Genomic DNA, 12,070 nt, shown 5'->3' with positions numbered 1-12,070 from the left:
CTTTTCAGCACGCGGATTCTTGTGGCGGGCAGGCTCGCCACAGACTGAGAGTTTCATGACACCGACCTCCCACCTGTTCACCCCCGCCTTCGGCCTCGGCAACCCCCACCTGCAAACACTGTGGGGGCCGCTATTGCGCCCCACAACCCACATTGAGCGCCAACGCGAGCGTCTGTGGCTGGACGACGGCGACTTTCTCGACCTTGACTGGCACGGCCCTCACGACGCACACGTGCCGCTGGTGCTGGTGCTGCATGGGTTGACCGGCTCATCCAACTCCCCCTATGTCGCGGGCTTGCAGAAAGTCCTCGCCGGCCAGGGCTGGGCCAGCGTCGCGCTGAACTGGCGGGGCTGCTCCGGCGAGCCGAACCTGTTAGCGCGCAGCTACCACTCCGGCGCCAGCGAAGACCTCGCGGCGACCATTACACACCTGCGCGCGAAGCGACCGTTGGCGCCCTTGTACGCGGTGGGTTACTCGCTAGGTGGCAACGTGTTGCTCAAGCATTTAGGGGAAACAGGGGAAATGTCCGGCCTGCAAGGCGCAGCGGCGGTGTCGGTGCCGTTTCGCCTGGATCAGTGCGCCGATCGCATCGGGCTGGGGTTTTCGCGGGTGTATCAGAAGCACTTCATGCGCGAAATGCTCACGTATATCCGCCTCAAGCAACGCCGCTTCCTACAGGATGGCCAGGTGGAGGGATTGAAAACCCTGGAGGCCCTCGGCTCGCTGGAGAAGATGCGCACGTTTTGGGACTTCGACGGCCGGGTCACCGCGCCGCTGCACGGTTTTCTGAGTGCCGAGGATTATTACCGCCGCGCGTCGAGCCGTTACTATCTGGGCGGCATCCGCACCCCAACCCTGATTATCCAGGCCGCCGATGACCCGTTCGTGTTTGCCCATAGCTTGCCTGAGGCCAGCGAGCTATCGGATTGCACCGAGTTTGAGCTAACGACCAAGGGTGGCCATGTGGGCTTTGTCGATGGCTCACTGAAACGCCCCGGCTACTACCTGGAGCGTCGAATACCTCAATGGCTATTGGCACAACACGGCTAAACGAGTGGGCGGTCAATCGCCCGTAGCAATCGCCCGTTTCGAATCGGTGATCCACTCGCTCCACGACCCCGCATACAACTTACCCAGTGGATAACCCGCCAGGCTCAGGGCGAACAGGTTGTGGCACGCCGTCACCCCCGAACCGCAATAGGCCACCAGTTCTTCCGGCGAGCGCCCCTGCAACTGCGCAGCGAAGCGTTGCTTGAGTTGTTCCGCTGGCAGAAAGCGCCCGTCGCTGCCGAGGTTTTCATTGAATGCCGCGCACTGCGCGCCGGGAATATGCCCGGCAATTGGGTCGATGGGTTCGACTTCGCCGCGAAAACGCGCGGGGGCGCGGGCATCGATCAAGGTCATGCCCGGCTGGCCCAGGCGTTTTTGCAGGTGTTCGGCGTCCAGCAGCAGATGATTGTCCGGCTGGCCGACAAAGCTCCCCGGTTCGGTTACCGGCACGTCAAGGCTCAATGGGAACCCGGCGCTGTGCCAAGCCTTGAGACCGCCATCCAGAATGGACACGCCGTCGCGCTTGCCCAGCCAGGCCAGCAGCCACCATGCCCGCGCGGCATAAGCGCCGGGGCCGTCGTCGTACAGCACGACATCAGTGTCGGCACTGATGCCCCAGGCCCGCAGTTGCTCGGCGAAGGTGTGCGCCGCCGGTAAAGGGTGGCGGCCGGTCACGCCTCTTACCACCTGACCGCTGAGGTGGCGCTCAAGATCGGCATATTGCGCGCCCTCGATATGGCCTTCGGCATAGCTGCAACGCCCGTATTCCGGGTCTTCCAGGGCGAAACGGCAATCCAGGATTACCAAACCTCCGGCCTTGCGGCGCTCGGCCAATTGCTGGGGGCTGATCAGTTGGGCAAGCGGCATGGCGGACTCCTGTAAACAGATTCGAGAAAGGGCCTACTTCACTTCTTCCAGTGCCTGATTCAACGGCACGTAAAATTCTTTGAACAGTGCGTCCACCGCGTCTTTCGCCTGGGGCGTGACGAAGCCGGCCTCCAGCACCAGCACCTGGTACACCCCGCGCTTGATCGCTTCGGCACTCAGATGGGCAGAATTCTCATTGGTGGTGCACAAAAAACGCACCCAGGAAGTGAGGATAATCCAGGCATTCAGGGTCAGGGCTTCGGTTTGCACCGGGTCCATATTGAGAATGCCGGCATCGACAAACCCCTGGTAGATAGCGCCGCCCTGGATCAGGCAACGCTGGGAAAAACGCCGATAGCCAGTGGCCAATTCCGGGTCGCTTTCCAGCAGGTGCTCAAGGTCGCGGTGCAGGAAACGATAGCGCCACATGCCGGCCAATACGGCTTGCAGGTAGAAACGCTTATCCTCCACCTGCATCGCACGCCCTTGGGGCGGACGCAGGAAACTGTCCACCAGCGCTTCGTACTCGCGAAACAGCACGGCGATGATCGCCTGCTTGTTGGGGAAGTGGTAGTACAGGTTGCCCGGCGAAATTTCCATATGGGCGGCGATATGGTTGGTGCTGATACTGCGCTCGCCCTGCTGGTTAAAAAGCTCCAGGCTGGTTTGCACAATGCGCTCGCTGGTCTTTACTCGTGGTGCCATAGGGGATCAGCTTCTATACACGGGATGGAGCATCTTACGGGCTATCCCGGCCTGGATAAATCCATCATGTTGCTGCAATGTTATTTGACAATTTAGAGTAATGACTCTAAAAATCCACGCAGACCAATAACAACCGGTACTGCGCCATGTCTGCCAACGTTGCCTACCTGCAAGATTCTCAGGCACTGGATCAACTCCAGGGTCTGTTCGACGCACAGCAGCGTGCCTACGCTGCCAATCCCATGCCGCCGGCTGCGCAGCGTCAACAATGGCTCAAAGCCCTGCGGGATCTGCTCAGCAATGAACGCCAGGCGTTGATCGATGCGATCAGCCAGGACTTCAGCCACCGCAGTGCCGACGAAACCCTCTTCGCCGAACTGATGCCCAGCCTGCATGGCATTCACTACGCCAGCAAACACCTCAAGCGTTGGATGAAACCATCCCGACGCGCCGTAGGCATTGCCTTCCAACCGGCGTCAGCCAAAGTCATCTATCAGCCGTTGGGAGTGGTGGGCGTCATCGTGCCGTGGAACTACCCGCTGTACCTGGCCATCGGCCCGTTGGTCGGCGCGTTGGCGGCCGGTAACCGGGTCATGCTCAAGCTCAGTGAATCCACGCCTGCCACCGGGCAACTGCTCAAGACGTTGCTGGCGAGAATCTTCCCCGAAGACCTGGTGTGCGTGGTGCTCGGCGAGGCCGATATGGGGATCGCGTTTTCCCGGCTGCGCTTCGATCACTTGCTCTTCACCGGCGCCACCAGTATCGGCAAGCATGTAATGCGCGCGGCGGCGGAACACCTCACGCCGGTGACCCTGGAACTGGGCGGCAAATCGCCCGCCATCGTTTCCACGGATGTACCGCTCAAGGACGCAGCCGAACGCATCGCCTTCGGCAAAGCGCTGAACGCCGGGCAGACCTGCGTGGCGCCGGATTACGTGCTGGTGCCAGAAGACCGCGTCGAGGGGTTTGTCGAGGCTTACAGCAACGCCGTTCGCGGGTTTTATCCCACGCTGGCCGACAACCCGGACTACACCGCGATTATCAATGAGCGACAACTGGCCAGGCTCAACGCCTACGTCAAGGACGCCACAGACAAGGGCGCCACCCTGATTCCGCTGTACGACCAAGGCCAGGCGCGACGAATGCCTCACAGCCTGCTCCTTAACGTCAGCGACGACATGACCGTGATGCAGGACGAAATCTTCGGTCCGGTGCTGCCGATCGTGCCGTATCGCGGCATCGATCAGGCCTTTGCCTACATCAACCAACGGCCTCGCCCGCTGGCGCTGTATTACTTCGGCTACAACAAGGGCGAACAACAGCGCGTGCTGCACGAAACCCATTCCGGTGGCGTGTGCCTGAACGACACCCTGCTGCACGTCGCCCAGGACGATATGCCGTTCGGCGGCATCGGCCCCTCGGGCATGGGCCACTACCACGGTCACGAAGGTTTCCTGACGTTCAGCAAGGCCAAGGGGGTGCTGATCAAGCAACGTCTGAACGCGGCGAAGCTGATCTACCCGCCCTACGGCAAGGCCATACAGAAGTTGATCCAGAAGCTGTTCGTCCGCTGATTCCGCCACCTACGGGATAACAACAATGAACCCTAGCCTCACGGATTCCCCCGCGCTGTCACGGCGCGGCGTCTTGAAAATCGGCCTGTGCGCCAGTGCCTTCCTGGCCACAGCAGGGCTGGGCGCCAGCCTCAGTGGCTGCTCCAGCAGCACTCCGGCCAGCGGCTTTGCCATGCTGCGCAACAGCGATCTGCCGTTTTTGCGCGCGGTAATCCCCGTTTTACTGGAGGGCGTGGCCAGCGCCCAGGCGGTCGCCAGCGGCATCGACGGCACTCTGAAAAAACTCGACTTCAGTCTGCAGCACCTGTCGCCGGAAATGTTCAAGCTCACCCAGCAATTGTTCGACGTGCTGAGCCTGGGCCTCACTCGCGGCCCGCTCACCGGAATCTGGGGCAGTTGGGAAAACGCCAGCGCTGAACACATCCGCCACTTTCTACAGCGCTGGGAAAACAGTTACCTGAACCTGCTCCGCATGGGCCAGGGCTCGCTGCTCAAGCTGGTGATCATGGCCTGGTACTTCCAGCCGGTGTCCTGGGCCCATTGCGGCTACCCCGGGCCGCCGAAGATCTGATCCGCATCCCCCACAATAAAAACAAGAGACGACCCTGATGCCCGTACCCGATCTGTTCCGCGAAGGCCTGGCCCGTGGCTGGAAAACCCACAATGGCAGCGCCCTCGATCAAGACCTGACCCTGGAAGCCGACGTGGCGATCATCGGCAGCGGCGCTGGGGGCGGCACCACTGCTGAAATCCTCAGCGCGGCCGGTTACAAGGTGCTGCTGATCGAAGAAGGCCCGCTCAAGACCAGCAGCGACTTCAAGTTGCTTGAGGACGAGGCCTACACCAGCCTGTATCAGGAAGGCATTGGCCGCATGAGCAAGGACGGGGCGATCACCATCCTTCAGGGCCGCGCGGTGGGCGGTACGACACTGATCAACTGGACCTCAAGTTTTCGTACACCGGACGCGACCCTTTCCCACTGGGCCAGCGAATATGCGGTCAAGGGCCACAGCAGCGCCGAGATGGCGCCGTGGTTCGAAAAAATGGAGCAACGCCTGGGCATCGCCCCGTGGGCCGTCCCGCCCAACCCCAACAACGATGTGATCCGCAAGGGCTGCGAAAAACTCGGCTACAGCTGGCATGTGATCCCGCGCAACGTGCGTGGCTGCTTTAACTTGGGTTATTGCGGCATGGGCTGCCCGGTCAATGCCAAGCAATCGATGCTGGTCACCACCATCCCCTCCACCTTGGAACACGGCGGGGAGCTGCTCTACCTGGCGCGGGCCGAGCATTTCAAATACCGCGGCGACACCGTCAGCAGCCTGGAATGCATGGCGATGGACGCCCGCTGCGTAGCACCCACAGGGCGCAAAATCACGGTCAACGCCAAACACTATGTACTGGCCGGGGGCGGCATCAACAGCCCGGCGTTGCTAATGCGTTCGGACGCGCCGGACCCACATTCGCGGCTGGGCAAGCGGACCTTTCTGCACTTGGTGAATTTCTCCGCGGCGCTGTTCGACGAGGTGATCAACCCGTTCTACGGCGCGCCGCAGTCGATCTACTCCGACCATTTCCAATGGCAGGATGGCACTACCGGTAAAATGTCCTACAAACTCGAAGCGCCACCGCTGCATCCGGCGCTGGCCAGCACTCTGCTGGGCGGCTATGGCACACAGAATGCGCTGGATATGAGCCAGTTGCCCAATACCCACGCGATGCTGGCGTTGCTGCGCGACGGTTTCCACCCTGACAGCCCGGGCGGCAATGTGGAACTGCGCGGCGACGGCACGCCAGTGCTTGACTATCAGGTCTCAGACTACGCCTGGGACGGTCTACGCCGGGCCTTCCAGAGCATGGCCGAGATCCAGTTCGCGGCGGGCGCCAAGTCCGTCAAACCGCTGCATCACGATGCACGCTATGTGAAAACCCTGGCCGAAGCCCGCACGCTGATCGAGGGCCTCAACCTGGAACTGCACCGCACCTGCCTGGGCAGCGCCCACGTGATGGGCGGTTGCGCCATGGGTGAAGACCCCAAAATGGCCGTGGCCGACAGCCTTGGCCGTCATCACCAATTGCGCAATCTGTCCATCCACGATGGCTCATTATTCCCCACCAGCATCGGGGCGAACCCGCAATTGTCGGTGTATGGATTGACCGCGAAACTGGCGACTTCATTGGCCGAACGTCTGAAAACGGCGTGAAAACACCTAGGATTCACGGCATTTATCTACGTAAGTCGACTTGGCCGACCGGGAAGGCTGCGATACCATCCGGTTCCCCAACGGACTCCGCCAGGACGACGCGATGAACCGAGTGTTGTACCCAGGTACCTTCGACCCGATTACCAAAGGCCATGGCGATTTGGTCGAACGCGCCTCTCGCTTGTTCGACCATGTGATCATCGCGGTCGCTGCCAGCCCCAAGAAAAACCCGCTGTTTCCCCTGGAACAGCGCGTGGAGCTGGCGCGAGAGGTCACCAAGCATCTGCCTAACGTGGAAGTCGTCGGCTTCTCCACGTTGTTGGCGCACTTCGCCAAAGAGCAGAATGCCAATGTATTTTTGCGTGGCCTGCGGGCGGTGTCGGACTTCGAATACGAATTCCAACTGGCCAACATGAACCGCCAACTGGCGCCGGATGTCGAGAGCCTGTTCCTCACGCCGTCGGAGCGTTATTCGTTTATTTCCTCGACGTTGGTCCGAGAAATCGCGGCATTGGGCGGGGATATCACCAAGTTCGTGCATCCGGCCGTGGCCGATGCGCTGACGCTGCGCTTCAAGAAGTAAGACCGCTCAATCGGCGCCTGCTCGCACTGCGGGCGCCAATGCGGCACAATTGCGCGCATTCGTTTTCAGATGCCTTGGCTGACGGCCCTGGCAGGAGTTTCCATGTCCCTGATCATCACCGACGATTGCATCAATTGCGACGTCTGCGAACCCGAGTGTCCGAACGCTGCAATCTCTCAAGGCGAAGAGATCTACGTGATTGACCCCAACCTCTGCACCCAGTGCGTCGGCCATTACGACGAACCTCAATGCCAGCAGGTGTGCCCGGTCGATTGCATTCCGCTGGATGAAGCCCATCCGGAGACGCAAGAGCAGTTGATGGATAAGTACCGGAAGATTACCGGTAAGAATTGAGCCTATTTAGTGCCTGTTAGGGCCTTATCGGGGGCAAGCCCCCTCTCACATTTTTTGAATGTATTCACAAACTGTGGGAGTGGGCTTGCCCCCGATAGCGATACCAGCCATCACCCAGCAATCAGCTCTGGCACCTGGGGCAAAACACACTGGCCCGCTGCCCCAGCACCACATTGCGCAGCTCAGTCCCGCAGACCTTGCACGCCTCGCCGCCTCGGCCGTAGACGAACAGTTCCTGCTGGAAGTACCCCGGCTGCCCGTCGCCACCAATGAAATCCCGCAACGTCGTGCCGCCGCGCTCAATGGCCGCCGCCAGCACGCGCTTGATCTCGATCGCGAGTTTTAAATAACGCCCGCGTGAAATGCCGCCGGCCGCGCGACGCGGATCGATCCCCGCCGCAAACAACGCTTCCGTCGCATAGATATTGCCCACACCCACCACCACCGCGTTGTCCATGATGAACGGCTTGACCGCCATGGACTTGCCGCGCGACTGTTGAAACAGGCGCTCGCCGTCGAACAGGTCGGTCAACGGTTCCGGCCCCAGGCGCAGCAGCAGCTCGTGGTTGTGCGGGTCCTGGCTCCAGAGCATCGCGCCGAAACGCCGCGGGTCGGTGTAGCGCAGGGCCAGGCCGGATTCGAGTTCGATGTCCACATGCTCATGCTTGGCCGCCGGCATGCCGGTTTCCACCAGACGCAAATTACCGGACATGCCCAAGTGGCTGATCAGGGTGCCCACTTCGGCATTGATCAACAGGTACTTGGCACGCCGTTCCACCAGCACGATGCGCTGCCCGGAGAGGCGCACATCCAGGTCTTCGGGAATCGGCCAGCGCAGGCGCCGCTCGCGCACCACCACACGGCTGACGCGCTGCCCCTCCAGGTGCGGGGCGATCCCGCGTCGGGTGGTTTCGACTTCAGGTAACTCGGGCATGTACGCCTCTTGGGTAATAAATCAGTTCGCGCCCAATTCGCGGATCGACAACTTCATGCTTTCGAAGTCGTAGTCCGACAGGCCTACGTAATCGAGCACCAGGTGGCCAATGGCGTTCCACTCATGGTCCACCGACTGGTTGCCCAGCACCCGATAGGACGCGCAGATGTGCTCGGCCATTTTCAGGATCGCCAACAAGTTCTTCAGCGGCGCATTGCGCGAGGACTCATCGCTGAAAACCGCCAGGGCGTTGTGGTGGTTGGCAATCGCGTCGGTCACATGTTCCGGCAAACGCCAGGACTTGGCGGTGTAGTAACCCACCACCGCATGGTTGGTATTGAACGCGTTGTTCTCGGTATCGACCACGCGGCAGTCCGGCCCGGCGTTGGCATAGGCCTCTTCGAGCACCGCCATATAGTTGGGGAAACGTTTGAGCATCAGCGGCACGCCGCAATCGTGGAACAGCCCCAGGGCATAGGCTTCGTCCACCGCCTGAGAACCAGTGCGCTTGGCCACGGTCAGGCTGGTCATGGCCACATCCTGAGCGGTGTCCCAGAAGCGGTTGAGGGTGACGATGGTTTCATCGCTCATCTCGCCGCGGATCGACAGAGCGTTGATCAGGTTGATCACCGAACGGCTGCCCAGCAGGTTCACCGCGCGTTGGATCGAGGCGATCTTGTTGCTCAGGCCGTAATGCGCCGAGTTGACGATTTTCAGCAGCGCGCCGGACAGGCCTGGGTCCTGGGAGATCAGCCGCGCGATCACGTCCAGATCCGGATCGGGCATGTACTGCTCCATCTGCAAATCCACCATGATCTGCGGCTGCGGCGGCACGCTGATGCCTTGCAGGGCCTGTTGAATCTGTTCGGCGGTAAGCTCTTGGGACATAAGTACACACTCCGGGCTAGGCCGCGATTCTAACCCCTAAGCAAAGCTGACCGACACCTCAAAAACCCGATCAATGTGGGAGTTGGCTTGCCTGCGATAGCATCGCCGCCGTACGTCAGATACACCGCGCCGTCGGCATCGCAGGCAAGCCAGCTCCCACATGAACCGGCGCGCAAAGGGTATACTCCCGCTCTTTTTTCCGGAGCGACGTCATGTCCCTGCCAAGCCTGCGTCTCAAAGCCAACGCCGATCGTCGTTTGCGCAACGGCCACCTGTGGGTCTACAGCAACGAAATCGACGTGGCCGCCACCCCACTCCACGGCTTCCAGGCAGGCGACCAAGCCATCCTGGAAGCTGCCGGCGGCAAGACCCTGGGCATCGTGGCCATGAGCCCGAACAACCTGATCTGCGCCCGCCTGCTGTCGCGCGACATCAAGTTGCCATTGGACAAGTCGCTGCTGGTGCACCGCCTGAACGTTGCCCTGTCCCTGCGTGATCGCCTGTTCGACAAGCCGTTCTACCGCCTGGTCTACGGCGATTCCGACCTGCTGCCGGGCTTGGTGGTCGACCGTTTCGGCGACATTCTGGTGGTGCAAATCGCCTCGGCGACCATGGAAGCCCATAAAGACGACGTGATCGCCGCGCTGACCCAAGTGCTCAAGCCCAGCGGCATCCTGTTCAAGAACGACTCCGCCGCACGCGACGCCGAAGGTCTGAACCGTTACGTCGAAACCGTGTTCGGCCTGGTGCCGGAGTGGGTGGCGCTGGAAGAAAACGGCGTGAAGTTCGAAGCCCCGGTGATCCAGGGCCAGAAAACCGGTTGGTTCTACGACCACCGCATGAACCGCGCCCGTCTGGCGCCGTATGCCAAAGGCAAACGCGTACTGGACCTGTACAGCTACATCGGCGGCTGGGGCGTGCAAGCCGCGGCGTTCGGCGCCAGTGAAGTGTTCTGCGTCGACGCTTCGGCCTTCGCCCTTGACGGCGTGGAGCGCAACGCCGCGCTGAACGGCTTCGCCGAGAAAATGACCTGCATCGAAGGCGACGTTTTTGAAGCCCTCAAGGAACTCAAAGCCAGCGAAGAGCGCTTCGACGTGATCGTCGCCGACCCACCGGCCTTCATCAAACGCAAAAAAGACATGAAAAACGGCGAAGGCGCTTACCGCCGCCTGAACGAGCAAGCCATGCGCCTGCTCAGCAAGGACGGCATCCTGGTCAGCGCTTCGTGCTCCATGCACCTGCCGGAAGACGATCTGCAAAACATCCTGCTGACCAGCGCCCGCCATCTGGACCGCAATATCCAGATGCTGGAACGCGGCGGCCAGGGTCCGGATCATCCGGTGCATCCGGCGATCGTGGAGACGCGGTATATCAAGAGCATTACGTGCCGGTTGTTGCCCAATAGCTGATGCTGGCCTGACCGTTCACTTGTAAACGGCTCATGTGTGGGGGCAGCCGCCCCCACACTTTTTTGCGAAATTTCAGACAACACTAATCGCCCTATGGGGCATTGACCGGGTTCTCTCTTCAAATCGATTCTCAGCCCTCATTCAAGGACTGAGCCCCCTCGATGACCCACATGACCTCCCCCGCCCGAAAAACCGCCGCCATCGCCTTGCTGATGAACATGACGATCCTTGGCGTATTCCCCCTGGACGTGATTCTGCCCTCCTTTCCCTCAATGGCTCGCTACTTCGATACGGCCGTGGCCGATATCGCGTTATCGGTGAGTCTGTTTTCAATCGGTTTATCGTTGTCGCTGCTGCTGGTCGGACCGCTGTCCGACCGCCTGGGGCGCAAGCGTGTGTTGATAATCGGTATGGGCGTCGCCGTCATGGGCTCGGCGGGTTGTGCCATGGCGCAGGACTTTGCCTGGTTTATGGTCTTCCGAATGATCCAGGCGGTCGGGTGCGGCAGTTTCGTACTGTCCCAGGCACTGGTGCAGGATCTATTCATCGGCAAAGAACAAGAGCGATTGCGCATTGCCATGGTCACGGCCAGCGGCATCTGTATTTCCGTGTCACCGTTGTTCGGCAGTTGGTTGCAGACCTGGCTCGACTGGCGCGGCAGCTTTCAGGTGTTTGTCATCATTGGCCTGTTATTGATCCTCAAGGCTTGGCTCCTACTCGACGATCCAAGCCCGCCCTCCGATACTCGACTCTCGATTGTGAACGCCTACCGACAGGTGCTGCGTGACCGCAGTTTCGTCGGCTACTGGCTGATCTCGGCACTGGCCTTCGGTTGCCATTTCGCCTTTATCGTTGTGTCGCCCATCATCCTGATGGAGCAATTGGGCCTTACGCCTTACCGGTTTGCCCTGGTCTTGCTGCTCTATGGCGCCGCCTACGTGTTGGGTGGCATCGCTGCGGGCTGGATGAACCGATGGATGGACGGCAATACGCAGATCGTCACCGGTCAGCGACTGATCGCATCGGCGGGCGTATTAATGCTGGCGCTCTATCACTTGTGGGGCCTGACGGTCATGACAGTGATGCTGCCGATGATCCTCTGTACCGCCGGAACGACCATCACCCGCCCCATTGCAACCTCCCGCGCCATGGGCCGATTCCCGCTGGCCGCCGGGACCTGCGCGTCGGCGGGAAACGTGATTATTTTTGTCTGTGGCGGTTTGGTCAGCAGCCTGGTCAGCCAGTCGGGCGAACAGGTGATGAACGTGCTGGCGATCACCTTTCTGGTTCTGAGCGGTATCGGCATGGGCCTGAACGCCAGGGAGCAAAGGTCTGCGCACGCGGCCTAAGGGCCCACTTCACGCTTGCGCCCATTCCCTCCAGCCGCCAGCGGTGTAGAATCGGCCCTATTCATCGCCAGTCATCCCCCGGCGGGTTTATGAGCTCAAGGCCACGGCGCGCGGCGATCCCGCAGCGTTAGAGGCAACCTCCGGACACACGG

The 12,070-nt window shown here is 60.9% G+C and carries 12 protein-coding genes; 8 read left to right on the top strand and 4 right to left on the bottom strand.

Features of this window, described 5'->3' with window-relative positions:
* The first annotated feature begins 55 nt into the window (after positions 1–55).
* Positions 56–1,051 carry a hydrolase gene (locus tag K1567_RS18030; RefSeq protein WP_123479266.1) on the top strand — a complete coding sequence of 332 codons (996 nt, stop codon included), beginning with the start codon at positions 56–58 and terminating at the stop codon, positions 1,049–1,051.
* Between the two features lie 12 nt (positions 1,052–1,063).
* Here the strand turns inward: K1567_RS18030 and K1567_RS18025 are convergent, their stop codons facing one another.
* Both K1567_RS18025 and K1567_RS18020 read right to left on the bottom strand, forming a co-directional pair.
* The gene (locus K1567_RS18025; protein WP_220698739.1) at positions 1,064–1,918 is read right to left on the bottom strand and encodes a sulfurtransferase; all 855 of its coding nucleotides are present in this window, start codon (positions 1,916–1,918) and stop codon (positions 1,064–1,066) included.
* 33 nt (positions 1,919–1,951) lie between these two features.
* Complete coding sequence (locus K1567_RS18020; protein WP_034101297.1) at positions 1,952–2,623, bottom strand: TetR/AcrR family transcriptional regulator; 672 nt, start codon at positions 2,621–2,623, stop codon at positions 1,952–1,954.
* 146 nt (positions 2,624–2,769) lie between these two features.
* Between K1567_RS18020 and K1567_RS18015 the strand changes: the two genes are divergently transcribed.
* The 5 genes from K1567_RS18015 (at position 2,770) to K1567_RS17995 (ending at position 7,338) form a co-directional block, all read left to right on the top strand.
* Positions 2,770–4,197 (top strand): coniferyl aldehyde dehydrogenase, encoded by a 1,428-nt coding sequence (locus K1567_RS18015; protein WP_034115367.1) that lies wholly within the window; start codon positions 2,770–2,772, stop codon positions 4,195–4,197.
* Positions 4,198–4,222: 25 nt separating this feature from the next.
* Positions 4,223–4,768, top strand: coding sequence for a twin-arginine translocation pathway signal protein (locus tag K1567_RS18010; protein WP_220698738.1), 546 nt, complete (start codon positions 4,223–4,225; stop codon positions 4,766–4,768).
* Positions 4,769–4,805: 37 nt separating this feature from the next.
* Positions 4,806–6,401, top strand: a complete 1,596-nt coding sequence (locus K1567_RS18005; RefSeq protein ID WP_040266975.1) for a GMC family oxidoreductase — start codon at positions 4,806–4,808, stop codon at positions 6,399–6,401.
* Between the two features lie 103 nt (positions 6,402–6,504).
* Complete coding sequence (gene coaD / locus K1567_RS18000; protein ID WP_003176711.1) at positions 6,505–6,984, top strand: pantetheine-phosphate adenylyltransferase; 480 nt, start codon at positions 6,505–6,507, stop codon at positions 6,982–6,984.
* A gap of 102 nt (positions 6,985–7,086) precedes the next feature.
* Positions 7,087–7,338, top strand: a complete 252-nt coding sequence (locus K1567_RS17995; protein ID WP_047881726.1) for a YfhL family 4Fe-4S dicluster ferredoxin — start codon at positions 7,087–7,089, stop codon at positions 7,336–7,338.
* A gap of 121 nt (positions 7,339–7,459) precedes the next feature.
* Here K1567_RS17995 and mutM read toward each other — a convergent pair whose 3' ends face one another.
* Both mutM and K1567_RS17985 read right to left on the bottom strand, forming a co-directional pair.
* Entirely contained in the window at positions 7,460–8,272 is an 813-nt protein-coding gene (gene mutM, locus K1567_RS17990; RefSeq protein WP_034101302.1) for a bifunctional DNA-formamidopyrimidine glycosylase/DNA-(apurinic or apyrimidinic site) lyase, read from the bottom strand.
* Between the two features lie 21 nt (positions 8,273–8,293).
* The gene (locus K1567_RS17985; protein ID WP_169867689.1) at positions 8,294–9,106 is read right to left on the bottom strand and encodes an HDOD domain-containing protein; all 813 of its coding nucleotides are present in this window, start codon (positions 9,104–9,106) and stop codon (positions 8,294–8,296) included.
* Positions 9,107–9,372: 266 nt separating this feature from the next.
* Here K1567_RS17985 and K1567_RS17980 point away from each other — a divergent pair, with 266 nt between their 5' ends.
* Together K1567_RS17980 and K1567_RS17975 are read left to right on the top strand one after the other, a co-directional pair.
* A complete protein-coding gene (locus K1567_RS17980) occupies positions 9,373–10,569 on the top strand; it encodes a class I SAM-dependent rRNA methyltransferase (protein WP_034115369.1) in 1,197 nt (398 codons plus the stop codon).
* Positions 10,570–10,739: 170 nt separating this feature from the next.
* Positions 10,740–11,918, top strand: coding sequence for a Bcr/CflA family efflux MFS transporter (locus tag K1567_RS17975; protein WP_259445005.1), 1,179 nt, complete (start codon positions 10,740–10,742; stop codon positions 11,916–11,918).
* The last annotated feature ends 152 nt before the right edge of the window (positions 11,919–12,070 follow it).

Source organism: Pseudomonas sp. S5F11 (assembly GCF_019641515.1).
Classification (GTDB): Bacteria; Pseudomonadota; Gammaproteobacteria; order Pseudomonadales; family Pseudomonadaceae; genus Aquipseudomonas; species Aquipseudomonas rhodesiae.
Note: the sequence above shows the minus strand (reverse complement) of the source record. Positions and strands in the feature narration are given on the sequence as shown.